At 64.7% G+C, this 23,851-nt stretch carries 19 protein-coding genes; 8 read left to right on the forward strand and 11 right to left on the reverse strand.

Annotation, left to right across the window (positions count from 1 at the left end):
* Positions 1-135 precede the first annotated feature (135 nt).
* Both ACUN9V_RS11950 and ACUN9V_RS11955 read right to left on the reverse strand, forming a co-directional pair.
* Positions 136-735, reverse strand: coding sequence for a recombinase family protein (locus tag ACUN9V_RS11950; protein ID WP_445511541.1), 600 nt, complete (start codon positions 733-735; stop codon positions 136-138).
* A gap of 365 nt (positions 736-1,100) precedes the next feature.
* Positions 1,101-2,069 (reverse strand): LysR family transcriptional regulator, encoded by a 969-nt coding sequence (locus tag ACUN9V_RS11955; protein WP_110649165.1) that lies wholly within the window; start codon positions 2,067-2,069, stop codon positions 1,101-1,103.
* Positions 2,070-2,191: 122 nt separating this feature from the next.
* On the opposite strand from ACUN9V_RS11955, the gene ACUN9V_RS11960 reads away from it, so the two are divergent.
* The 5 genes from ACUN9V_RS11960 to wrbA all read left to right on the forward strand — a co-directional run bounded on the left by ACUN9V_RS11960 (position 2,192) and on the right by wrbA (position 6,246).
* On the forward strand, positions 2,192-3,022 hold the full coding sequence (locus tag ACUN9V_RS11960) for a DODA-type extradiol aromatic ring-opening family dioxygenase (RefSeq protein WP_087718286.1): 831 nt from the start codon (positions 2,192-2,194) through the stop codon (positions 3,020-3,022).
* A gap of 62 nt (positions 3,023-3,084) precedes the next feature.
* Positions 3,085-3,882, forward strand: a complete 798-nt coding sequence (locus tag ACUN9V_RS11965) for an SDR family NAD(P)-dependent oxidoreductase (RefSeq protein ID WP_445511542.1) — start codon at positions 3,085-3,087, stop codon at positions 3,880-3,882.
* Positions 3,883-3,975: 93 nt separating this feature from the next.
* The gene (locus ACUN9V_RS11970; protein WP_179208840.1) at positions 3,976-4,497 is read left to right on the forward strand and encodes a cytochrome b; all 522 of its coding nucleotides are present in this window, start codon (positions 3,976-3,978) and stop codon (positions 4,495-4,497) included.
* A gap of 64 nt (positions 4,498-4,561) precedes the next feature.
* Positions 4,562-5,503 carry an aldo/keto reductase gene (locus ACUN9V_RS11975; RefSeq protein WP_087718288.1) on the forward strand — a complete coding sequence of 314 codons (942 nt, stop codon included), beginning with the start codon at positions 4,562-4,564 and terminating at the stop codon, positions 5,501-5,503.
* Positions 5,504-5,649: 146 nt separating this feature from the next.
* Positions 5,650-6,246, forward strand: a complete 597-nt coding sequence (gene wrbA / locus ACUN9V_RS11980; protein ID WP_087718289.1) for an NAD(P)H:quinone oxidoreductase — start codon at positions 5,650-5,652, stop codon at positions 6,244-6,246.
* A gap of 64 nt (positions 6,247-6,310) precedes the next feature.
* Here the strand turns inward: wrbA and ACUN9V_RS11985 are convergent, their stop codons facing one another.
* From ACUN9V_RS11985 to ptsP, 4 genes are read right to left on the reverse strand one after another with little or no spacing between them, the layout of a single operon-like run.
* Positions 6,311-6,868 (reverse strand): hypothetical protein, encoded by a 558-nt coding sequence (locus ACUN9V_RS11985; RefSeq protein WP_432415355.1) that lies wholly within the window; start codon positions 6,866-6,868, stop codon positions 6,311-6,313.
* On the reverse strand, positions 6,813-8,819 hold the full coding sequence (locus tag ACUN9V_RS11990; protein ID WP_332779009.1) for a PTS fructose-like transporter subunit IIB: 2,007 nt from the start codon (positions 8,817-8,819) through the stop codon (positions 6,813-6,815). The genes ACUN9V_RS11985 and ACUN9V_RS11990 overlap by 56 nt, the downstream gene beginning before the upstream one ends.
* 11 nt (positions 8,820-8,830) lie before the next feature.
* The gene (pfkB, locus tag ACUN9V_RS11995) at positions 8,831-9,796 is read right to left on the reverse strand and encodes a 1-phosphofructokinase (protein ID WP_445511543.1); all 966 of its coding nucleotides are present in this window, start codon (positions 9,794-9,796) and stop codon (positions 8,831-8,833) included.
* Positions 9,796-12,723: a phosphoenolpyruvate--protein phosphotransferase gene (gene ptsP / locus ACUN9V_RS12000; RefSeq protein ID WP_445511544.1), complete on the reverse strand. Its 2,928-nt coding sequence runs from the start codon at positions 12,721-12,723 to the stop codon at positions 9,796-9,798. Before ptsP ends, pfkB begins: the two co-directional genes overlap by 1 nt.
* A 285-nt stretch (positions 12,724-13,008) precedes the next feature.
* On the opposite strand from ptsP, the gene cra reads away from it, so the two are divergent.
* From cra to ACUN9V_RS12015, 3 genes are all read left to right on the forward strand, one after another.
* Positions 13,009-13,992, forward strand: coding sequence for a catabolite repressor/activator (gene cra / locus ACUN9V_RS12005; protein WP_445511545.1), 984 nt, complete (start codon positions 13,009-13,011; stop codon positions 13,990-13,992).
* A gap of 111 nt (positions 13,993-14,103) precedes the next feature.
* Positions 14,104-16,152, forward strand: a complete 2,049-nt coding sequence (locus tag ACUN9V_RS12010; RefSeq protein WP_445511546.1) for an alkaline phosphatase family protein — start codon at positions 14,104-14,106, stop codon at positions 16,150-16,152.
* Complete coding sequence (locus ACUN9V_RS12015; RefSeq protein ID WP_445511547.1) at positions 16,149-16,646, forward strand: GNAT family N-acetyltransferase; 498 nt, start codon at positions 16,149-16,151, stop codon at positions 16,644-16,646. The genes ACUN9V_RS12010 and ACUN9V_RS12015 overlap by 4 nt, the downstream gene beginning before the upstream one ends.
* A gap of 120 nt (positions 16,647-16,766) precedes the next feature.
* Here ACUN9V_RS12015 and ACUN9V_RS12020 read toward each other — a convergent pair whose 3' ends face one another.
* The 5 genes from ACUN9V_RS12020 to ACUN9V_RS12040 form a co-directional block, all read right to left on the reverse strand.
* Positions 16,767-18,302, reverse strand: a complete 1,536-nt coding sequence (locus ACUN9V_RS12020) for a SulP family inorganic anion transporter (protein ID WP_445511548.1) — start codon at positions 18,300-18,302, stop codon at positions 16,767-16,769.
* A gap of 159 nt (positions 18,303-18,461) precedes the next feature.
* On the reverse strand, positions 18,462-19,121 hold the full coding sequence (locus ACUN9V_RS12025; protein WP_445511549.1) for a carbonic anhydrase: 660 nt from the start codon (positions 19,119-19,121) through the stop codon (positions 18,462-18,464).
* Positions 19,122-19,695: 574 nt separating this feature from the next.
* Positions 19,696-20,496, reverse strand: a complete 801-nt coding sequence (locus tag ACUN9V_RS12030; RefSeq protein WP_445511550.1) for an MOSC domain-containing protein — start codon at positions 20,494-20,496, stop codon at positions 19,696-19,698.
* Positions 20,497-20,538: 42 nt separating this feature from the next.
* Positions 20,539-21,084 carry a DUF4385 family protein gene (locus ACUN9V_RS12035; RefSeq protein WP_445511551.1) on the reverse strand — a complete coding sequence of 182 codons (546 nt, stop codon included), beginning with the start codon at positions 21,082-21,084 and terminating at the stop codon, positions 20,539-20,541.
* A gap of 23 nt (positions 21,085-21,107) precedes the next feature.
* Positions 21,108-23,708 (reverse strand): TRAP transporter permease, encoded by a 2,601-nt coding sequence (locus ACUN9V_RS12040; RefSeq protein WP_445511552.1) that lies wholly within the window; start codon positions 23,706-23,708, stop codon positions 21,108-21,110.
* Between the last annotated feature and the right edge of the window lie 143 nt (positions 23,709-23,851).

The raw sequence follows: 23,851 nt of genomic DNA on the forward strand, positions 1-23,851 counted from the left end.
ATGCTCAACGGCGACGCCACTCCCGCGGCGCAATCGGCGACGCTTGTTCCCAAAGCCTGTTTCGGTAACACCCTACGCCATGTCCGCACAGCCCGCATGGCGACCGACATGGCGCAATCCGCTGCTTGGCGGCCGTCATCTTGTAAGGTCGTCCGCCTTTTCGGCCTTATCGTGGATATCGGGCTGGCTGGCCTTCAAGGCGGCGTAGAGGGCCGTCTTGCTGACCTTGATCCGTGCGGCGGCCTCGCGGACGTTCAGCCCGTTGGCCAGGTACTCCCTTGCCCGCTTCAATTTGTCCTCGGTGACGACAGGCTTGCGTCCCCCTTTGCGCCCGCGAGCGGCGGCAGCGGCCAGTCCCGCCCTGGTACGATCCCGGATCAGGTCACGCTCAAACTGCCCCAGGGCACCGAACACATGGAAGATCAGCCGCCCACCGGGGGTGGTGGTGTCGATGGCTTCGGTCAGTGACCGGAAGCCGACACCACGCGCCTCCAAGGTGCTGACGACCTCGATCAGATGCGGCAGCGAGCGTCCCAGTCGATCCAGTCGCCACACGACCAGCACATCCCCGTCGCGTAGGAACTCCAGGGCCGCTGTCAGGCCGGGACGTTCCGCCTTGGCTCCGGAGACGGTGTCATCGAAGATTCGCTCGCATCCTGCCTTGTGAAGCGCATCGGTCTGCAAGGCGGAGTCCTGCTCCGCCGTCGAGACCCGCGCATAGCCGATCAGTGCCATGGACCGCCTTTTTGTCCGCTTATCCGTCCGCCTATCTTATTGTCCGAAACCCCATCAAACAAGCCTATTCTCGGACACTGTCCGGCTTGGCCGCCTAATGATCGTTTCCCGGACAAAGATGCATCATGCACGGGAGTTCTGAGCAAGCGGGCAATCGCTTTGAACGAGTGCGCTTTCCTATTGACCAGCTGGTCGCTGATCGAGGACATCGTCTCGCCGCTCCAGACGATGAGCTTGCCAGGGCGGGATCACCGCCAGGTATTGAACGGCCTCCTCTGGGCCCTGTGGCCCTGTGTTCAAGAACCAAATGGCGCGATTCTCCAGAATGCTATCGTCCTTGGAAGTCCGGCAGATGGAGAATGTTATCAGTCGGGCTGGTCACGGAGTCTCCTTACACTGGCCGAGCTTTCCCTAGTTGTCAGAGACGGGGTCTGGCAGGAGGACTGCGCAAATGCCTCAACCAGGTAATCGATCATCGCCCTGACCTTGGCTGGCGGGCGCCGGTCGGGGGGAAACAGCACATGCAAGCCGCCCAGGTCGAGCGTGGGCTGGTCGAGTTCCAGGGCCACCAGGGTACCGCGCGCCAGGGCCTCCCCCACGATGAAGTTCGGCTGATAGATCACGCCCTGCCCGCCAAGCGCCGCCACCAATAATGCATCACCATTGTTGGCTTTGAGATCGCCTTGCACAGGCACCTGAATGTCGCCCTCGCGACCGAAGCTCCAGGTCCCCTCTCTCTGAGAGGGCGACAGGGTATAGCTCAGACAGTTATGGCCGGATAGTTCGGCGACGCCCCCCGGCGTGCCGTATCGTTCCAGATAGTCCGGCGCGGCACAGACCCGCATCGGGCAGTCGCCCAGCCGTCGCGCCTTGAGCGAGCTGTCGGCAAGATGACCGATGCGGATCGCCAGGTCCCAGCCTTCCTGGATCAGGCCGTGCTGGGCATCGCTCAGGCCCAGTTCGACCTCCACCTTTGGATAGCGACGGTGGAACGCGGGTAGCAGTGGCGCGATGAAGCGCACGCCGAAGGAGAGCGGTACATTCATGCGCAGCCGCCCGACCGCTTCGACTCTCTGGGCGGCCACTTCCGACTCCGCCTCGTCGAGTTCCTGCAGGATGCGCCGGCAGGCCTCGAGATAGTCGGTGCCGGCGTCCGTCAACGTCAGCCGTCGGGTGGTGCGATGCAGTAGCTTGACGCCCAGCCGGGCCTCCAGGGCATCCATGTGCTTGGTGGCCATAGCCGGCGACATGCCCAGCGCGCGTCCCGCCGCCGATAGGCTGCCGTGGGTTGCCGCTTGGGTAAAGACCCGCATCCCCGTAAAACGGTCCAGCATCTATTTCGCACTCATAGTTAAAGGTGTTTGCATAAAATACCATATTCTCTTACTAAGGGAGTGAGGATACAGTATTACCTACCTAAGTATTCACCGGGCCGCATGGCCCAAGGAATTACACGATGACCAACGCGAGCGTATCGCCCCCTGATTCAACCACCCAGCCGGTGCTGTTCATTCCCCACGGCGCCGGCCCGTGCTTCTTCATGGACTGGAACCCGCCCGGCACCTGGGAAGGCATGGCAGGCTTCCTCAAGGGCGTGGCCGCCTCGCTGCCGGCCCGCCCCCGCGCGATCCTGATGGTCTCCGCCCACTGGCGAACCCCCGGCTTTCGCGTGAGCGCGGGTGAATACCCCGAGCTGATCTACGATTACCACGGGTTTCCTGACCACACCTATGAGCTCACCTACCCGGCCCCCGGCGCGCCGGCCCTGGCAGAGCAGGTCGACAGGCTGCTCTCTCAAGCCGGTCTGGCCAGCCAACGGGACACCGAGCGGGGGTTCGATCACGGTATGTTCGTGCCGCTGAAGCTGATGTTCCCCGAGGCGGATATCCCCGTAGTGCAGTTGTCGCTGCGCGATGATCTCGATCCCGCGGCCCATCTCGCTGCTGGCGAGGCCTTGGCGTCGCTGCGTGATGAAGGTGTACTGATCGTCGGCAGCGGCATGAGCTTCCACAACATGCGCGGCTACGGGGATGCGCGTTTTACCGCACCCTCCGAGGCCTTTGATGACTGGCTGACTCAGACCGTGGAGGCTGAGCCGGATCGGCGCCACGCCGCGCTTGGCGACTGGGCTCGGGCACCCCATGCGCCTCAGTGCCACCCGCCGGGCGACGAAGAGCACCTGATCCCGCTGATGGTCGCCGCCGGCGCCGCGGGGAAGGACAAGGGCCGCAAGATCTATTCGGAACAAGTGCTCAAGACGCAGCTGTCCGCCTACCGCTTCGGCTGAGGCGGCCACGCCACTTTCACAGCCACCTCACATGGCAACTCACGCAATACAGCAGGAGATAGATGATGCGAATTGAACTTTCCGGCAAACAGGCCCTAGTCACCGGCTCCACCGCGGGCATTGGGCTGGCGATCGCCACTGGCCTGGCCCAGGCGGGTGCCAGCGTGACCGTGGTCGGTCGCGATCAGGCCAAGGTGGACAAGGCCGTGGCCCATATCCAGCAGGCCAGTGACCGTGACGATGCCAGCGGCGTGGTGGCCGACCCCGGCACCGCCGAAGGCTGTCAGGCGCTGATCGCGGCCCGCCCCGAGGTCGATATCCTGGTCAACAACCTAGGCATCTACGGCGGCCGCCCCTTCTTCGAGATTGACGACGCCGCCTGGGAAGAGATCTTCCAGATCAACGTCATGAGCGGGGTGCGCCTGGCGCGCCACTATGCCCAGGGCATGCAGGCCCGCGGCTGGGGTCGCATCCAGTTCATCTCCAGCGAGTCGGCGCTGAACATTCCCTCCGAGATGGTGCACTACGGTGTCAGCAAGGCGGCCCTGCAGGGTGTCTCCCGCGGTCTGGCCAAGGTGCTGGCCGGCAGCGGCGTCACGGTGAACACCATCCTGCCCGGCCCGACCCGTACCGAAGGCGCCCAGGCGATGATGGCCAAGCTGGCCGCCGAGCGCGGCGTCTCGGCCGAAGAGATGGAGACCCTGTTCCTGGAGGAGAACCGCCCCTCGACGCTGCTCAAGCGCTTCGCCACCCCCGAGGAGGTCGCCAGCCTGTGCGTCTATGCGGCCTCGCCCCAGGCCAGTGCCACCACCGGCTCCGCCCTGCGAGTGGAAGGCGGCATCGTCGAGAGCATTGCCTGATCGAGACGTCGGGACCGCGGCGATAGCAGGCGGTTTGCTAGCCTGCTAGCTTGGAGCTGCTTGAATTTTTGAAACTACCTGGCGGAGATGTCGATGATCAACGATTCCAAAGAACGCTATGGCAGCGTCAGCAAGGCCTTCCATTGGCTGATGGCGGTATTGATCATCTGGCAGCTGCTCAAGTTTGGTGACCGGATCGCCGAGGGGGAGCACTGGGTAGGCCAGACCCTGGTTCCCTGGCACGTCTCCATCGGCACCCTGCTACTGGTGTTGATCGTGCTGCGCCTGGCGTGGGTGGCGCGTCAGCGTCATCAGCGTCCGGCCCAGGACCCGGCCACTGCCAAGCTGGTCAAGGCCGGGCATGGCCTGCTCTTCGCCGGCATGCTGCTGATGCCGATCACCGGGGTGATGGTGATGCTGGGAGGCGGCTATGGACTGACCGCCTTCGGGTTGGAGATCTTTGCGGAGAGTGAAGAGATCGCTTGGGCCGCAAGTCTCGGCAGCCTGCACTCACCGCTGGCTTGGGCGTTGACCGCGCTGGTCCTCGGGCATATCGGCATCGCCCTGTTTCACCACTTTGTCCAGCGTGACGATACGCTCAAGCGGATGCTGTAGCGCGACCGTGACAGGTACCAGGCATTGCCTTCAACAGGTTTTCGACATGGGAGAGAAAAGGATCATGAAAAAACGCAACTTGGGCCGCTCCGGGGTCGAGATCGCACCGCTCGTCTTCGGTGGCAACGTTTTCGGCTGGACCGCCGATGAAGACCGCTCCTTCACCCTGCTCGATCGCTTCGTCGAGCGTGGCTTCAACGCCATCGACACCGCCGATGTCTATTCGGCCTGGGCGCCGGGGCTCGAGGGCGGTGAGTCGGAAACGGTTCTGGGTCAGTGGCTGGCCCGGCGCGGGCGGCGCGACGATCTCGTACTGATGAGCAAGGTGGGCATGTGGGAGCCGCGCAAGGGCCTCTCGGCGGCCAACATCGAGGCCGCCGTCGAGGACTCCCTGAAGCGCCTGCGTACCGATTACCTGGACGTCTACTTCGCACATATCGATGACCAGGATGTGCCACTGGAGGAAACCCTTGGGGCCTTCGCCCGGCTGATCGAGGCCGGCAAAGTGCGAACCATCGGCGCTTCCAACTATTCCGCCGAGCGACTGGGCGAGGCCCTGGCGGTCTCCCGGAATCAGGGGCTGCCCCGCTACGAAGTGACGCAGCCGCTCTATAACCTCTATGACCGTGACGACTTTGAGGCCGGGCTTGCGAATGTGGCCGAGGAGCATGCGCTCGGGGTGGTGAGCTACTTCTCCCTGGCCAGCGGCTTTCTGACCGGTAAGTATTCGAAGCTCGAAGATCTGGAAGGTAACGCCCGGGCCGATTTCCTGAAGGGCTACTTCGATGAGCGCGGTCAGCGACTTCTGCAGGAGCTGTTGAACGTATCCGATGAGCTTGGCGCCAAGCCCGCCCAAGTAGCTCTGGCCTGGCTGCTGAGCCGCCCCGCGGTCACCGCGCCCATTGCCAGCGCCACTAGCCTAGGTCAGCTGGATGAAGTACTGGATTCCGTGAGCTTGTCGCTGCCTGAACAGGCGCTGGCCAGGCTAGATGTTGCTAGGCGATAACTGACCACCCTCCATCAACCAGGTAATCCGGTGAGCAAGCGACTAGGCTCATTCCTGTGATGGACAGGTATCAACCACTTACTTCCGGATACTCCCGTTTGTTCGAAAGATCGACAACTCGCAACACTCCCAAGGAGGTACACCCCATGACCCAGGTACTGGTGCTCTACTACTCCATGTATGGCCATATCGAGACCATGGCGAACAGCATCGCGGACGGCGCACGCCAGGTGAACGGTGTCGAAGTGACGATCAAGCGGGTCCCCGAGACGATGGACCCGGAGGCCTTCGCCAAGGCCGGCGGCAAGGCACTCGACACCCCCGAGGCGCGTCCCGAGGAACTGGCCGACTATGACGCCGTTATCTTTGGCACGCCGACCCGTTTCGGCAACATGGCCGGCCAGATGCGCACCTTCCTCGACCAGACCGGCAGTCTGTGGGCGAGCGGCAGCCTGCGCGGCAAGGTGGCCAGTGTCTTCACCTCCACCGGCACCGGCGGCGGCAACGAGACCACGATTCTCACCGCTTGGACGACCCTGGCCCATCACGGCATGGTGATCGTGCCCATCGGCTATGGTCTCGAGGCCCAGTTCGATATCTCCGAGGTCAAGGGCGGCTCGCCGTATGGCGCCGCGACCATCGCCGGTGGTGACGGCTCACGTCAACCCAGCGAGACCGAGCTGAACCTCGCCCGTTTTCAGGGCGAGCACGTCGCCGGCATCGCTGCACGGCTGGCCGGATGATAGCGCTCCTCTCGCCCTTGCCGATTAGGCCCCGCCCGGTCACCCGTGCGGGGCCTTTCGTGTGTCAGGGCCAGAGGTTCAGCCCCGGGCAAGATGCTCGGCGATGGCCCGGTCGAAGGTCTCGTGGGTAGCCGGTCGCGCTCGTCCATGACGACCAGGACGATGACCGTGTGGTCGATCTGCACTTGTTCCAGCGGCGTAATAGCAGCGGGAGGTACGCCGCCAGCACCCGCAACGGGCGCGCTTTGCACGCCTGAGCGACCTCGCGGTGAAACGCCGCCAGACTGCGCTTCTGCTTGGTCAGAAAGCGCTTTTGCAGCAGCTCACGGATGATGCGTTCGACCGACTCCGGCAGACGCCCCTTGCCTTTCCCGCCGCCGGATTGGCCGGGAGCCAGGTCCGTCACAAGGCCAGTGCCTTGCCGGGCACGGTGGATCAGGACATATACCTGTCGCCGGGACAGGCCCAGCGCTTGAGCGGCGGCGTCGACGGCCTCATGCCCCACCACCTCAAGCGCTGCCAGTGGTCCGATGATGTCCGTTCGCTGCCGGGCCTGGGCCCAGGCTTTATCGGGCAGGGTGGCCACGCCTTGCTCGGCAATCGGTGTTGAGTCTGACGCCATGCCCCCGACTCGCCTGTGGTGCATAGGAGTACTGAGCATAGTCGAGGTTGGTGAAGGTGACTGCTGATACCGGGCTGTCAGGAGCCGCCTTCACACCTGGCGTTACGCCCCGCCACCTGGTGCAGTCGTCTTCTGAAAATGACACCTGGCGGCTCGCCTCGGCCGACGCGGACTCGGGCAGGGTTGCGGCGGCCGGTGCCATGCCAGCCTCGCCACGCTTGAGCAGGGCGTAGCCGACACCGGTGATCACCGAGCCGGCAGCGATGGCCAGCAGATAGAGCAGCGCCAGGTTGACGGCGTTCGGGATCAGCAGCACGAACAGGCCGCCGTGCGGTGCCATCAGCTTGACGCCGAACCACATCGAGAGCGCCCCGGTCACCGCGCCGCCGACCATCGATACCGGAATCACGCGCAGCGGATCCTTGGCGGCAAAGGGTATCGCCCCCTCGCTGATGAAACAGAGCCCCAGCACGAACGACGCCTTGCCCGCCTCGCGCTCGGCCTGGGCGAACCGGCTGCGCCTCAGGAACGTCGCCAGGCCCATCCCGATGGCCGGCACCATGCCCGCGGCCATGATCGCAGCCATCGGCATGTAGGTCTCGGTCGACAGCAGCCCGACGCCGAAGGTATAAGCTGCCTTGTTGACCGGCCCGCCCAGGTCGAAGCACATCATCGCGCCGAGCAGCACGCCCAGCAGAACCGCGTTGGTCGAGCCCATGTCGTTGAGGAAGGCGGTCAATGCCGACAGAACCGCCGCCACCGGCGTGCCGACCACGTAGATCATGATCAGGCCGGTGACCAGGCTCGCCAGCAGCGGAATGATCAGGATCGGCTTCAGCGACTCCACGCTGGCCGGCAGCTTGACGTAGCGCGTCACCGCCTTGGCCGAGTAGCCGGCCAGGAAGCCGGCCAGAATCCCGCCGATGAAGCCGGCGCCCAGCGTCGAAGCCAGCATCCCGCCGATCATGCCGGGCGCAATGCCCGGACGGTCGGCAATCGAATAGGCGATGTAACCGGCCAGCACCGGCACCATCAGCGCAAAGGCGGTGCCGCCGCCGATCTGCATCAGCGCCGCCGCCAGCGTCCCTTCCTGCTCGTAGGCCTTGATTCCGAACACGAACGAGAGCGCGATGCACAAACCGCCCGCCACTACCATCGGCAGCATGAACGAAACGCCGGTCAGCAGGTGCTTGTAAAATCCGCGCTCCTTGGCGCTCTTCGGGGATCCGCCGCTCTTGCGCTCGCCGCTGGCGCCCTTCCCGCTGCCGGCCGATTCCACCTGCGCCTCGTCGAGCGCCTTCTGGATCGTCTGCTGCGGCTGCTTGAGCGCACTACCGGTGGACGTGCGATAGACCCGCTTGCCGGCGAAGCGGGCGTTGTCGATCTCGATATCGCAGGCCAGCAGCACGACGTCCGCGGCTTCGACGTCTTCGTCGGTGATCCGGTTCTGCGCTCCCACCGACCCTTGTGTCTCGACGTGAATTCGATGACCCAGCGCCCGCCCGGCCTGCTCCAGCGCTTCGGCCGCCATGAAGGTGTGAGCCACGCCGGTCGGGCAGGCCGTGACCGCGACGATGCGCTTGATTCCGGAAGACTCGGGCGACACTGTCTTCGCTGGTTCCGCGGGCTCACTGGCAGCATCGAACACCGTCGCCTCGCGGGCGGCGCGTTCGAGAAACGCCTCGGGGTCGGGCAGCGCCTGCTGGATCGGCGCGCGATAGAGCCGCTTGCCAGCGAAGCGAGCGGCTTCGGGCACCCGCTCCGCTGCGACGACGATCAGATCCGCCGCGGCGATCGCCGCTTCCGACACCGGCGTGACAGCTTCGAGCTCGCCATGCATTTCCGTCCGGGCCTCCCAGCCGCGACGCTTGGCGGCCTGCTCCAGGCGTCTTGCAGCCAGAAAGGTCGTCGCCATGCCGCTGGGGCAGGCGGTAATCAGAATGACATTCATGCGTTCCCCGTTCATGCATTCCCTCCGACGCGCGCTTCGCCGCAGCGGCTGACGCTCGTCTGTTGCAGTAATTCCTGGAAGTCTTCGGCGTGCGGATTGCCGACACCGATATGGCGCACCGCCTCGGCGGCCAGTGCCGTCGCCTGGCGCAGCGCCTCCTGCGGTGATTGATCCGCGATCACGCCATGCAGCAAAGCGGCCAGCAACGTATCGCCCGCGCCCACCGTATTGCGGACCTCGACCCGGGGCGGCGTGGCGCGCCACTCTCCGCGCCGGCTGACCCACAGCACGCCGTCACCGCCCAGCGACAGGATCGCCTCCTCGACGCCGGAAGCGTGCAGACGCCGGACCGCATCGAGCTGGGCCGCCGGATCGGCCAGCGGGCCGCCGGCCCAGTCGGCCAGCTCCTGTTCGTTGGGCTTGGCCGCGTCGGGCAGTACCGCCAGCGCCGCGGTCAGGGCCGGGCCGCTGGTGTCGATCCAGACCGGCACGCCGCTGGCCTTGAGCGCCCGGATCAGCGCCGCCAGCGCCTCAGGCGACACGCCCGGCGGCAGGCTGCCGGTCACCACGACCGCAGCCGGCGACGTCGCCTTGCAGCGCGTGACCAGATCGGCCGTCAGTTCGGCCAGCGCCGCCTCGGAGACCTCGATGCCCGGGCCGTTGATGTCGGTCACGCGGCCGTCGTCCTCGGCCAGCTTGGCGTTGATCCGGGTCTCGCCGGGCAGGCGCAGGCTGGCGTCCTCGATCCCGTCACGCTGGCAGGCCTGGACGAAGGCGGTGTCATTGTCCGCCCCCAGAAAGCCTGACAGCGTGACCCGGTGGCCCAGCGACGCCAGCACCTGTGCCACGTTGAGCCCCTTGCCGGCCGCTGCCAGATGCGACGAACGCGTGCGATTGACCGCCCCCGGCTCGAGCCGCGGCAGCTGGATCGACAGATCCAGCGCCGGATTGAGCGTCACCACCAGCACGTGCGCCATTAGAGCGCCTCCAGCGCATCGCGCACGGCCTGGCTGGTGGCCTGGGCCAGCGCCGTTTCGGCATGCAGGCGGGCGCTCTCCTGGGTGATCCCGCGCAGGCGCGCCTTGACCATCGGCACCTGGCGCACGGAGACCGAGAGCTCGTCGACGCCCAGCCCCACCAGCACCGGCACGGCGGCGGCGTCCGAGCCCAGCTCGCCGCAGACGCCGACCCACTTGCCCTCGGCGTGAGCCGCATCCACGGTCATCCGGATCAGGCGCAGTACCGCCGGGTGAAGGCCATCCGCCTGGGACGACAGCTCGGGGTGGCCGCGGTCGATCGCCAGGGTGTACTGGGTCAGGTCGTTGGTGCCGATGGAGAAGAAGTCGACCTCCGCCGCCAGGCTCGGCGCCAGCAGCGCCGCCGAGGGAATCTCGATCATCACGCCGACCTGGACGTCGGACGCGCCGATCTCCTGCTGCAGCCGATCGACGATCGCCCTGGCCTGACGGTACTCGTCGACGTCCTTGACCATCGGGAACATGATCCGCAGCGGACGGTCTCCGGCAGCGGTGAGAAGCGCCCGCAGCTGGGTTTCCAGCACGTCAGGGCGGGTCAGTGCCAACCGGATGCCACGCAGGCCGAGGAAGGGGTTGTCCTCCGCCGCCACCGGCCAGTAGGGCAGCGGCTTGTCGCCGCCGACGTCCAGCGTGCGCGCCACCAGCGGGCGGCCGCCGAGAGCATCGAAGGCACGCCGATACTCGCCGATCTGGGTCTCCAGATCCGGCGCCTCCGGGTGCGCCATGAACAGGAATTCGGTGCGCAGCAATCCGACGCCTTCGGCACCGTGTTCGACGGCATCCTCGGCATGCGCGGTGTTACCCAGGTTGGCAGCGACTTCGATACGCCGGCCATCCGCCGTGCGGCCCTCCTCGAAGCGCAGGCCGTGCGCTTCGCGACGCAGCCGCTCCAGCTCCTTGAGGCGCAGTTCGGCACGGTCGCGGCGCTCCGCGCTGGGCCGCACGATCACCCGGCCGAGGTCACCGTCGAGGATCAGTTCGTCGTCGTTGACGAGCGTCAGCGCCCGCGCACCGGCACCGACCACCGCGGGAATGCCCAGCGCCCGCGCCAGGATCGCGCTATGGGACGTGGCACCGCCGCGGGCAGTCAGCAATCCGCGCACCTGGGCGGTATCGAGGCGCGCCACGTCGGAGGGGCCGATATCGTCGGTGACCAGAATGTACGGGCGCTGCGGCGGCGTCGGCATGGAGACCCCGCACAGCACGCCCAGCACACGACGTCCCACGTCACGCAGGTCGGCGGCGCGCTCGGCCAGCAGCCGATCCGCCAGCACCTCCTGGGCGCGGGCGGCGGTATCGATCGCCTGCCACCACGCCGCTTCGGCGCTCAGGCCATCTCGCATGCCCTCGAAGGCGGCCTCGTGCAATTCCGGGTCGTCGAGCATCTCGGCATGCATGGAGAGAATCTCGGCCACGTCCCCGCCCTTGGCGGTGCCGATCAACGCGTGCAGCTGCTCGCGGGCCTCGACCAGGCTGGCGCGCAGCCGCTCGCGTTGGCGTTCTGCATCACCCTGTCTGTCCGGCGTCAGGTCCCGGGCCCGCTCGGGATAGTCGAAACTGGGCGCACGCATCACGAAGATCGGCGCGATTGCCAACCCGGGCGACGCGGCGGTGGCCGGCAGCGCGGTATCGTCGGCGAAGGGTTCGTACGCCGCTTCAGACAGGGTTTCGGCATCCGATCCGTTGGACTCGTGGCGTCGAGCGCCCTGATGGCTGGCATCGCCGACGTTCGACAGCGGCCGCACGGACTCGCCGAGCCCACCATTGACCGCCGCGACCATTGCCGCCAGCGCCGCTTCGGCACTCTTACGTTCACCCCCGCCCTCAGCGGAGAAGATCAGCGTCTGTCCACGCCGCGCGCCGAGTCCGATGACCTTGGTCAGGCTGGCGGCGGAGACGGTTTCCGCCGCGCCTTCCATCAGGCGCACGCGGACCGGCAGGGATTGCTCGCGGGCCGCTTGCACCAGCAACTTGGCCGGACGGGCATGCAGGCCGTGAGCGTTGAGCAGCGTCACGCGGGCCGTCTCGGTACGGCTCGACTCTCCGGATAGACGCGCCAACACATGATCGGCATCGGCATCGACCAGGGCTTCGCCTTCGCCGCTATCCAGCAGATCCGCCAGCCGACCCAGCAGCTCACAGTGCGCCTCGCCCTGCGCCGCCACGCAGAAGACGCCGTTGACGGCACCGCGGTGGCCGGTGAAGGCTCGCTCCGGCGTCGCCAGTGCCAGCGCCGGCTGACCAACACCGGTGCCGGCGCTCACCAGCCACAGCCCCTGGCCCAGCGAGACCGGCTCCTGCTCGGTGATCGCGGCCACGAAACGCGCATCGACGCATTCGGCCTGGCGCAGCCGCGCGGCTGCCGCCAGCGCCAGCTCGAACCGGTCTCGCGCCGGGAATCCCAGACATAGCGTGCCGGCGTCCAGGCGGGCCTTCACCTTGGGCTTGGCGAGCAGCGCAACCATCGCCTCGGCCGTATCCGCCTTGGCCAGGCGTTCGGCCACGCCCTCGTCGTCGAGCACGTGGGTCAACCGGCGCAGCACGTCGAGATGCTCGTCGCTGGCGGCGGCGATCGCTACCAACAGGAAGACCCGGTTGCCGTCGTGCCAGGTCACGCCATCGGGAAACTGCAGCAACCGCACGCCGGTTCGATGAATCTGGTCGCGACTTCCCGGGGTGCCGTGAGGAATGGCGATACCGCTGCCTAGAAAGGTCGAGCCCTGCGCCTCTCGGGAATGCAAGGCATCGCGATAGCTGGCTTCGACCAGGCCAGCTTCGTGCAGCGAGGCGGCGGCCTGATCCAGCGCGTTCTGCCAGCTGTCGGCCTGACAATCGAGCGCCGCGTCCTGCGGCTGGAGGGTCAGCATAACGGTCTCTCCGAAGGGTCATTCGATGCACGCAGCATGGTCCGCCAAAGCCTCCCGACGCAATCGGCGCTGTCCAAGAGGAGTATTTTGCCGGCTGCTGAATCGTGTCACCTAGATAATAAACATGCTCGCCGTTCGCGACCGCTTTGACAAGCTAGACCTTCGACGCAAGCGATGCCGGGCCGCTGTGCATCACGATCGGGCTGGGCCAGAAAAGCCCGACGAGGTATCGTTCCAGGCTGGTCGGATGCATCCCACCGATCATCAACGTTGCAGGAGCCTTGCATGAAGCTTGCCGATATCGCCCGTCTGGCCGGCGTTTCCCGGACCACCGCCAGCTATGTGCTCAACGGCCAGGCCAGGACGCGGCGCATCAGCCAGGCCACGGTGGAGCGCGTTCTGGCCATCGCCAGCGCCCACGATTATCGAATCGATGCCCAGGCGGCTGCGCTGCGCGGCGGCGACAGTCGAACCCTGGGGCTGATCGTGCCGGATCTGGAGAACGGCAGCTACGCGCGTCTGGCCAAGCGACTCGAGCACGGCGCTCGCCAGCAGGGCTATCAATTGCTGATTGCCGGTTCCGACGATGACCCCGGCAGTGAACGCGAGGTCGCAAAGTCGCTGCGCGCTCAACGCTGCGACGTGCTGCTGGTTGCCAGCAGCCTGAGCCCGGAGGATCCGTTCTACGTCGAACTGATGGCGCAAGGGCTGCCGGTCATCGCCATCGACCGTCCGCTGGACCCTGAGCGGTTCGTCAATATCGTCACCAACGGCCGTGCCGCCGGCGAGATGTTGACCCGTTCGCTGCTGGCCGATGACGTTTCGGACGTGGTGTGGCTGGACGCGGTACCGGATCTGTCGATCAGCGCCGAGCGCCGACAGGGCTTCCTGGACGCTCTGCGTGACGAGCCGGACTGCCAGCCGCGCTGTCTCAGCGGCGAGCGTTATGACCGCGATAGCGGGGCACGACTGATGCGCAGCCTGCTGAACGACGGCGGTCTGCCGGATGCCATCGTCACCGCGTCCTACACGCTGATGGACGGCCTGCTCGACGTCCTGCTCGAGCGCGGCGCCCCCCCGGATACGCTGCGACTGGCCACTTTCGGCGATGACCGGCTGCTCGATTTCCTGCCCTGCAAGGTCAACTCACTGCCGCAGGATCACGATCGGGTCGCCGAGCAGGCATTGGCGAGAGCGATGCAGGCGGCACGCGGTGAGTACACCCCGGGGCTGGACGTGATCGACAGAACGCTCAAGCGGCGGCGCTGAAAGTCGGCCTGACGGCGTGACATCTTGCATCGTCTCTCGAACGCGCTCTACATGGTCGCTGTATAGCGGCTGAAGTATGCTTAGCCCATCGACGCTTTCAGGAATGACGACTTGTCAGACGATCTCCCCGACATTCTGGCCGGCCCCCTGCTCCGCCGCGCCGCCCCCCGTCGATTGGTGTTGTGGTTGGCTGCCTCACGCGCCCTCGAACTTCAATTGACGCTCAGCTCTGACGCAGGCGACCGAACCCATGATCTGGAAGCGGCGACGTCCCGGTTGGCGGTCGGTACCCACGCGCACCTTCATCTGATCGATCTGCAGCTGGACGATCCCCTGCCTCTGGATGCCGTGATTTCCTACGACCTCGCCTATCGTGTGAATGCGGAAGGGGAAGGCGCCGGCTGGCGCTCGATGCGCGACTGGGGCGCGTCGCTGTGCTACGACGGTGAGCCGCTGCCGACGCTGGTGTTGCGTTCGCGCTACGACAATTTGCTGCATGGTTCCTGTCGCAAGCCTCACCATCCCAGTCAGGATGGCCTGGCGCGCGCCGATCGCTGGCTGAGCGAGCGCCATCAAGACAGCGCCGCCCGGCCTGCAGCGCTGCTGATGACCGGCGATCAGATCTACGCCGATGATGTTGCCGGCCCGATGCTGGCCGCCATCCACTCGCTGATCGCCCGCCTGGGGCTCCACGACGAGTGCCTGGAAGGTACGGACATCGCCAGCGGCAGCGAGCTGTATGCCAGAGACGAGACCTACTACCACCGCGATGACCTGCTGCCCGCCATTCGATCCACCGAGGCCCTGCGCGAGAAGTTCTTCGGTGGCGTGCGCAAGCCGATCTTCACCACGGCCAGCGCGGAAAATCACCTGATCACCTTCGCCGAGCTGCTGGCGATGTACCTGCTGGTCTGGTCGCCGACGCCATGGCGGCTGATCGAGGTGGAGATTCCTGAGCTCGCCGCCGAGGAGCTGGACCGTTATCGCGGCGAACAGCAGCATATCGATGCTTTCGTGGCCGAGCTGCCGAGCGTGGCACGCCTGCTCGCCCACCTACCTACACTGATGATCTTCGACGATCACGATGTCACCGACGACTGGAATCTGTCCGCCGCCTGGGAGGCCGCGGTCTACGAGCACCCCTTCTCGCGCCGGATCGTGGGTAACGCGCTCATCGCCTACCTGCTGTGTCAGGGATGGGGCAACGATCCTGACGGTCTGGCCGAGCCGTTGGCCGCCAGCCGTGCGTGGATCGACTCGGCCAGCGCCAGCGGCCAGCTCGACTGCGAGAGCCAGAATCAGCTCGTGACGCAGCTGCTCCGGTTTACCGGCTGGGGCTACACGATCGACTCGACGCCTCGGCTGGTGGTGCTGGATACGCGTACCCGGCGCTGGCGCAGCGAACGCCGCCTGCATCACCCCTCGGGGCTGATGGATTGGGAAGCGCTGAGCGAATTCCAGCAGCAGCTGCTCGGCGAGCCGTCGGTGATCATCGTCTCCCCGGCGCCGGTGTTCGGGGTCAAGCTGATCGAAGGCATTCAGCGTGTTTTCACCTGGTTCGGCAAGCCGCTGCTGGTCGACGCGGAGAACTGGATGGCGCACCCCGGCGCGGCGCATACCATGCTCAATATTCTGCGTCACAGCCGCACGCCGCAGCGCTACGTGATTCTCTCCGGCGACGTCCACTACTCCTTCGTCTACGCCATCACCATCCGCCAGCGGCCATCTGAAGCCTTGGCCGGCCAACCGAGTGAGAGGAAGCGCAAGGCGCGCGGAGCGCAGAATTGGAGACATAACTTGGGGTTAGGCGAGAATTCGAGCACCGCGCAACACGGCGATTCGCTCACGCAGGAGGCCGGCCCCCGCATGTGGCAGATCACCAGCAGCGGCCTCAAAAACACCTTCCCCGAGACCTTGCTCGACTGGTTCGATCGCCTCAATCGTTGGCTCTATGCGCCCTGGTCGCCGCTGAACTGGCTCACCAAGCGGCGCCGCATGGCCGTGGCACCCTATGACCCCGAGCACGCCTCGAAAGGCGAGCGGCTGTGGAATCGGGCCGGCATTGGCCAGGTTCTGCTGGACGATCAGGGCGCGCCCCGCGAAGTGACCCAGCTGGGCGCGGACGACTGTGATACCCGTTTTTCCGAGACTCGCCGGTGAGCATTCTGCGCGAAGCCAGATTATCGGACCTGCCGGCCATCGAGGCTCTGGTCAAAGCGGCCTACGGCCATTACGTCGATCGCATCGGCAAGATCCCCGGGCCGATGCGGGACATCGATGACCACCGCTATGCACGCCATATCGATGCCGGCCACGTCAGCCTGCTATTCGATAACGCGGACGGTGAAGAGAGCGTCGATGCGGGAAATGGCGGTGAGCCGGTGGGTCTTCTGGTGTTGATTCCCCAGACCGATACGCTGCTGCTGGATAACGTCGCCGTCGCTCCCAGCGCTCAGGGACGTGGATTCGGCAAGGTACTGATGCAGGTCGCGGAGGCGCGGGCGCGCCAACTCGAATTCGACAGCATCACGCTCTATACCCAGGAGCTGATGCACGAGAATCTGGCGATCTACCGACGCCACGGCTACGTGGAAACTCATCGCGCCGAAGAGTTCGGCCTCAAGCGGGTCTATCTGCGCAAATCGCTGGCCTGAAGCACCCTGATACCCGGCAATGCCAACCACCGCGTCCCGTGGGAAGGCGGGCGGTTGGCAGGCGGCTTATCTCAAGGGTCCTCTTATAGGCCCTCTTAATAGGCCCTCTTCAGGCCCGTTTCAGACGGTGCGGGCACTCGCGGGGACGGCTTCGACATCGCCGAACGTGCCGCTGGTCCCTTCGACGTCGCGAAGTTCGACCACGATCCCCCGGGCCGCGGCGTTCTCGACGAAGCGGTCGATGTCTTCGCGAATATCCGGATCGATGTAGTTGGCACCGATGGCATCGATGATCAGCTCCCCGTTATCTGGCACGGCGTCGAGACACTGGCGCATTTCCTCGCGATTGAGAAACGAGACGTCCTGCTGGAACTTGAGCAGCATGTGATCGCCGCGCCGGGTGCAAGTAATGGCCGAGCGGTAACCCGATTGCAGCAGGAAGTAGAGACTGCAGACCAGCCCCACCAGCACGCCCATCAGCAGATCGGTGGCAAGAATCGTGATCACCGTCACGGTGAACGGGATGAAGCGACGCATGCCTTCACGGTATTGATCGAGAAACAGCGCCGGTCTGGCCAGCTTGTAGCCGGTATGCAGCAGGATCGCCGCCAGGGTCGCCAAGGGAATCAGCTCCAGCCACATCGCCAGGAACGCCACGCTCACCAGCAGCAGGCTGCCGTGTATCACACTCGACAGCCGGGTACGACCACCGGCATTGGCATTGGCGGAGCTGCGCACGATCACCGCGGTGACCGGCAGCGCGCCGACCAGCCCGCAGACCATGTTGCCGACACCCTGGGCCTTGAGTTCACGGTGGGGCGGCGAGTGACGCTTGAGCGGATCGAGCTTGTCGATCGCCTCCAGACTCAGCAGGGTTTCGAGACTGGCAATGATGGCGATGGTGATGGCGACGGTGTAGACCGCCGGATTGGCCAGAGCGCCAAGGTCGGGGTGAGTCATCTGCCCGATCAGTTCCGTCGGCCCGGATAGCCCGCCCAGGTCGATATGGTGCCCGGCACTCAGCGCCCAGCCAGGCATCGCACCGCCGACCAGGCGATCGATGGCGATACTGCCGAGCACCACCAGCAGAGGGCCCGGAATCAGCGCCAGCGCGCGGTGGCGTTTGATGATCGGCTGCTCCCACAGCACCAGCAGACCGAGACTGAACAGCGCGATCACGGTCGCCAGTGGCGAGATATCACTGAACAGCGCCACCGGGTCGGTAATCGCCGGCATGTCATCCAGCGGGTGACCCAGCGCCATCGGGAACTGCCCCAGCACCAGGATCAGGCCGATCCCTGCCAGCATGCCCTTGATCACCGAAGTCGGCACGAAGGCACCGATTCGCCCCAGCTTGAACACGCCCATCAGCAGTTGCAGTACGCCGGCCAGAATCACGGCTATCAGGAACGCGGCGAAGCTGCCGAGCTGCTCGATCGCGTCCAGCACGATCACCGTCAGCCCCGCGGCCGGGCCGCTGACGCTGAGCGCGGAGCCACTGAACATCGTCACCACCAGCCCGCCGATCATGCCGGCGACGAGCCCTGCGATAGGCGGTGCACCGGACGCCAGTGCAATTCCCAGACAGAGTGGAATCGCAACCAGGAAGACGACGATTCCCGCCGGGATATCCCGGGAGAGATGTCGCAAGGACAAGGTGCCGGAGTTGTCGTGAGGTGTCGATGTCGTCGACGTTATGGGCGCCGTCTGTGTAGATACCGTCTGTGTAGATACCGTCTGTCTTGATGCAGTCTGTCTTGATGTCGTCATCGTCGTGTCCTCGAATCCATGAGTCACAGCGTAAAAGGCGTTGTTCTATCCGGCCGCGGCGCGCTGCCAGTCGGGCTCGGCGCTTTCGGACCCGCTCCCTTCGACCTCACGACGACAGACTTCATCCAGATGCCCGCTCGCGAGGTCGTAGACCCAGCCGTGCAGGCTCGGCGCCCGACGGGCCTGCCAGCTATCGGTGACCAGACGCATCTCGGCGAGCCGTTCGACCTGAGCGATCACGTTGAGCTCGACCACGTGGTCGACCTTCTGGCTGAGCTGCGAGAACTGCTCGAGCGCCACGTGATGCTCGGCGACCAGCCGTTTGACCTGCCCGAGATGCCTTTCGACGTAGGGCAGTGCCTGCAGGGCATCGCCACCGCTGACTGCCGCCTGAATGCCGCCGCAGCCGCGATGGCCACAGACGATGATGTGATCCACCTTGAGCGCGTTGATCGCGTACTCGAGCACGCTCGAGACGTTGGCGTCGTCTTCATGCACCAGATTGGCGATATTGCGATGGATGAAGAGTTCGCCGGGTTTGGCGTTGCAGATCTGCTCCGCCGGTACTCGACTGTCGCAGCAACCAATCCATAACGCGGCAGGCGATTGCCCCTGATGAAGCCGCTGGAAGACCTCCGGATCGGAAGCCTTCATGTCGTCGGCCCAGGCCCGGTTTTCGAGTAACAGTCGGTCGAAGAATTGCATGTCCAGCACTCCCGTATGGTGACGATCGAAGAGCCTTGTCCGTGAGCAACCGGGAACGTCGGTCGGTTTCGATATCAGTCGGCCTCAACACAAGGTTCTGATGAAATCACCTGCCCTATCGATAACTACGAGCCGAAGGTTCAAATCGAAGGAGACGAATCGGCATGAGACGAAAGGCGCAGGCTTCGCTTTCAGTGGTACGGCGAGGAGGCTGGATCGGGCAAGCAGAATCCGCTTTGCAGACGGCAAATTTCGTAAGGCTAGGTGATGGAATGTTGATTCGGAAAAACGTGACAGAAGAGACCCACTGACATCGGATAGCAGCCAAACGGCGAGTGCCGACTGTCCCAAAACGTAAAATGGGGCTTCCGGAGCAGGGACGGAGGTATAGATGAACCCGGCATGACAGCGGGCTTCATGAAATAAAAACGAAGGCGGGACACATCAAAAATTTAATAAAAACTAATGTAACAGAAGGCGCGACAACCTTGCGTGAAGATGAATCGATTTCAATCACTCGTGACGCTTGCAGGCATGAACGCCATTTGCCGATGGCGTTCATGCCGGGTTCATGTCAACCGGTGGTTTCCAGCACCTCGATCGGGGCGTTGACGCCGATCTCACCGCTGTTTTCCGCGACGAGATTCTGACCGAAATAGACCTTGCCCTTCTCGCCCCGGCGATAGCCTGCCAAGGTCTTGAGCGGCTCCTTGTCGACCCGCTTTTCACCGCGCGCCGGATCGACCGTCACCATGGCGCAGCGTGCGCAGGGCGCATCGATCCGAAACGTGACGTCGCCGATACGAATGCGTTTCCAGCCATCCTCGGCGTAGGGCTCGGTGCCGGTGGCGACGAGATTGGGCCGAAACTGCGCCATCACGTGAGTGCCATCGGTACGCGCGTTGAGATCCTCCAGCGAGGCCTCGGAGATCAGCAGCAGCGGGTAGCCGTCGGCGAAGCTTACCCGGACACCGATCGACTCCCGGTAGCGCGACGATCGCTCGCCCAGCCACAGCAGCCGCGCGGGTTCGCCGGCAGCCTCGCTGAACCACGCGTCGAGCGAGTCATGGGTCGTGGTTGCCGTGAAGGGGTCGGCCCAGACCTGAGTCTCGAACGGCTGACCCGAAAACTCCTGGCGCGCCACGTCCACCGGCGGCAGCCTGCCGTGAGTCACGGTGAGGCGTTCGCCATCGAACTGTGCGCGCACGAGCTGGAGCCCGGGATGCGTCCGCGCCGTCAGGAAAGTGCCGTCGGGCTTGACCACCATGAACCGGCGATCGCCGACCAGGCCCTCTTCCTCGACTCGAGCACGTTGCAACGATGAGCCCGCCGTGGACTTGATCGGATAACGATGAATGGCAGCGAGGGTTGGCACGAAAGACTCCTTGCGAAAAGTGATGACGCGAATCCGCGGGAATCAGCGCTTGGCGGATCTCAGCCGACGCTGATAGTCACGCTTGGCCCGCTGGTAGGCTTGGTCGTCGCGTACCTGGTCCAGCATCTCACGATAGTGCTCGGCAATGCGTGCCTTCTCGGCGTCGGCGTTGCTCGGTTGCCGCAGGCGACCCTCGGCATCCTTCTTGCGCCCACCGGGATAGCGCGCATAGCGCCGCGCGCGGGTGTAACCCATCTGGAGATACTTGCGCGCCATGTCCATGCCGACGAAATCGCCCTGCTGACGATAGTCGCGGTAGCGTTCATGGATGTCGGCAACGGCCTGTCTGGCATCGGCCTCGTTACGAATCGCCCACAGCGGAAGCAGCTCGTCCTTGTAGGGATGGACGTGAAACACGCCGCGTTCCCCATGGCCGATACGGTAGCACTCCGGGTTCTGGCGATAGTCGATGGATGCGTCGGGAAAGCTCACGGTCACCTCGTTCATGCTGACGATCAAGCGGCGCAACGACATTGGCGCGATCGAATCGAATACAAAAACGGCCGTCTCCGGAGAGACGACCGTCATGTTGCCACGCCCGCGATCCCGCGTCAGGCGGTCGCGACGCGTTCCGGCTTGTTCGCTTTGGGTTCACGTCGACGCCGCTGGAGCAGGACGACCAGCCCGAACAGCAACAGACCCGGGATCCACATCAACTCTTTCGGCATCTGAGACGTGGGGATACGCACCGATACGATCTGCTGATCGAAATCGAAACCGAGCTTTTCCGCCTGGCTATCGAAATCGGTCATGTCGACCAGCGTCTTGCCGTCTTCCTGCATCAGATGCAGGCCCAGGCTCGAGAGCCGCTCGGCCCCGGTATCGCCCTCGGTCGCCGGCACCTGGATCACGAAACTGGTGGGCGAACCGTAGGCGTCGAGACCGTCGATACGCGTCATCAGATGACCGTCGGGGCCGATCTCACCCAGGGCCTGTTCGAACTGCGCCGGCGGCACCTCTTCGTAGGGCGCATCGATCATGTCCATCCAGAAGCCGGGGCGGAACAGCGAGAAGGCGATCAGCAGCAGCAGCAGGCTCTCGTACCAGCGACTCTTGACCAGCATGAATCCTTGCGTTGCCGCCGCGAAAATCAGCATAGCCGCCGTGGCCACGATGAAGATGATGACGCCGTGCAGCCAATCGACATTGATCAGCAACAGATCGGTATTGAAGATGAACAGGAACGGCAGCGCCGCCGTTCTCAGGCTGTAGTAGAACGCCTGGAACCCGGTCCGGATCGGATCCGCGCCGGAGATCGCCGCCGCGGCGAACGAGGCGAGTCCTACCGGCGGCGTCACGTCTGCCATGATGCCGAAGTAGAACACGAACATGTGAACGGCGATCAGCGGTACGATCAGGCCATTTTGCTCGCCCAACTGAACGATGACCGGCGCCAGCAGCGCGGAAACCACGATGTAGTTGGCGGTGGTCGGCAGACCCATGCCCAGGATCAGGCTCAGAACCCCGGTGAGCAGCAGCATCAGCAGCAGGTTGCCCATCGATAGTGTCTCGACCAGGTCCGCCAGCACCAGGCCAACCCCGGTCTGGGCAACGGCGCCGACGATGATGCCGGCGGTCGCCGTGGCAATACCGATGCCGATCATGTTGCGGGCGCCATCGATCAGACCGTCCCAGAGGTCCATGCCGCCGCGCTTGATGTCGTTGACCAGATCGCTTTTGCCCCGGAATAACGCGTCGACCGGGCGCTGGGTCAGGATGATGAAGATCATGAAGGCGGTGGCCCAGAAAGCCGAAAGCCCCGGCGACAGACGCTCCACCATCAGACACCACACCAGCACCACGACCGGCAGGATATAGTGCAGCCCCACCATCACGGTGGGTTTGGTGCGCGGCAGCGTGGTGATTTCAGAATTGGGGTCATCGATTTCCAGCGGGGGATAGTTCGAACCCAGCTTGATCAGCCCCACATAGACGGCGGCAAGCAAAAGCGCGATGACCCAAGGCGCGCTCTCGCCCAGCGCGGGCTTGAGCCAGCCGAGGCCGTAATAGACGATGACGGACATCAGCATCAATCCGACCAGACCGGTCAGAAACCCAATAATCTTGTTGAGCCACGGACGCTGCGGGTTGCCGCTGGGCAGCCCCTGCATGCCCGCCTTCATCGCTTCGAGATGAACGATGTAGAGCAGCGCGATATAGGAGATCACCGCCGGCAGAAAGGCATGCTTGATCACCTCGAGATAGGAGATGCCCACATACTCGACCATCAGAAACGCCGCGGCCCCCATGACGGGCGGCATGATCTGACCGTTGACGGAGGAGGAAACCTCGACCGCGCCGGCCTTGGTGGCACTGAAACCGACACGCTTCATCATCGGAATGGTGAAGGTACCGGTGGTCACGGTATTGGCAATCGAAGAGCCGGAAATCAGGCCGGTGAGGCCGGAGGCGACAACCGCCGCCTTGGCCGGACCGCCGCGATAGTGGCCCAGCAGCGAGAACGCCACCTTGATGAAGTAGTTGCCGGCACCCGCCTTGTCGAGCAGCGCGCCGAACAGCACGAACAGGAACACGAAACTGGTGGAGACCCCCAGCGCGATCCCGAACACGCCTTGCGTGGTCAGCCACTGGTGGTTGACCAGACCCGAAAAGCTCACGCCGCGGTGGGCCAGAATGCCCGGCATGTAAGGCCCGGCCAGCGAGTAGACCAGAAAGATCAGCGCAATGATCATCAGCGGCGGGCCGAGCGCGCGGCGCGTCGCTTCGAGCAGCAGCACAATGCCGATGACGCCGACGATCACATCCTGCAGGATCGGGGCACCGGGACGCTGTGACAGCTGCGCGTAGAAAAAGTAGAGATAGGAGGCGCAGAACGCCGCCACGATCGCCATGACCCAGTCGAGGATCGGCATGCGTTCGCGCGGAGAGCGCTTGAACGCCGGATAGGCCATGAAGGCAAGAAAGACCGCGAATGCGAGGTGGATGGAACGCGCCTCGGTGGCGCTGAAGACACCGAACCCGACCATGAAGGGTAGCGGCGAGGCGATCCAGAGCTGAAACAGTGACCACAGCGCCGCTATGCCCAGCAACAGGCGATTCGGCATCCCGGTCAGCTTGCGCCCCCCGGTATCGGTCGCAGCCAGTTCGTCCAGCTTGGCCTGATCAGGGCCAGAAGTTTTGTTGTCCGTCATGAGCAGATCCTGACTTGAGGAAACACTGAATAATTGCCTGCGCGAGCGAATCGCTACGCTATGACCGCCATCCCTGGCGGTCACCGAAGGCCGGCCTACGGCCGTTCAAATTCGCTCCCGGCGAATTTGTGCGCGGTACTCGA

It is taken from the genome of Salinicola sp. V024, from assembly GCF_052645315.1.

Coding starts and splice junctions, on each gene's coding strand:
- ACUN9V_RS11985 (WP_432415355.1), bottom strand. CDS start 6,868: ATGGCGTCAGACTCAACACCGATTGCCGAGCAAGGCGTGGCCACCCTG.
- ACUN9V_RS11990 (WP_332779009.1), bottom strand. CDS start 8,819: ATGAATGTCATTCTGATTACCGCCTGCCCCAGCGGCATGGCGACGACC.
- ACUN9V_RS11975 (WP_087718288.1), top strand. CDS start 4,562: ATGAAAAAACGCAACTTGGGCCGCTCCGGGGTCGAGATCGCACCGCTC.
- wrbA (WP_087718289.1), top strand. CDS start 5,650: ATGACCCAGGTACTGGTGCTCTACTACTCCATGTATGGCCATATCGAG.
- ACUN9V_RS11950 (WP_445511541.1), bottom strand. CDS start 735: ATGGCACTGATCGGCTATGCGCGGGTCTCGACGGCGGAGCAGGACTCC.
- ACUN9V_RS11955 (WP_110649165.1), bottom strand. CDS start 2,069: ATGCTGGACCGTTTTACGGGGATGCGGGTCTTTACCCAAGCGGCAACC.
- ACUN9V_RS11970 (WP_179208840.1), top strand. CDS start 3,976: ATGATCAACGATTCCAAAGAACGCTATGGCAGCGTCAGCAAGGCCTTC.
- ACUN9V_RS12035 (WP_445511551.1), bottom strand. CDS start 21,084: ATGACGGTCGTCTCTCCGGAGACGGCCGTTTTTGTATTCGATTCGATC.
- ACUN9V_RS11965 (WP_445511542.1), top strand. CDS start 3,085: ATGATGCGAATTGAACTTTCCGGCAAACAGGCCCTAGTCACCGGCTCC.
- ACUN9V_RS12025 (WP_445511549.1), bottom strand. CDS start 19,121: ATGCAATTCTTCGACCGACTGTTACTCGAAAACCGGGCCTGGGCCGAC.
- ptsP (WP_445511544.1), bottom strand. CDS start 12,723: ATGCTGACCCTCCAGCCGCAGGACGCGGCGCTCGATTGTCAGGCCGAC.
- cra (WP_445511545.1), top strand. CDS start 13,009: ATGAAGCTTGCCGATATCGCCCGTCTGGCCGGCGTTTCCCGGACCACC.
- pfkB (WP_445511543.1), bottom strand. CDS start 9,796: ATGGCGCACGTGCTGGTGGTGACGCTCAATCCGGCGCTGGATCTGTCG.
- ACUN9V_RS12040 (WP_445511552.1), bottom strand. CDS start 23,708: ATGACGGACAACAAAACTTCTGGCCCTGATCAGGCCAAGCTGGACGAA.
- ACUN9V_RS11960 (WP_087718286.1), top strand. CDS start 2,192: ATGACCAACGCGAGCGTATCGCCCCCTGATTCAACCACCCAGCCGGTG.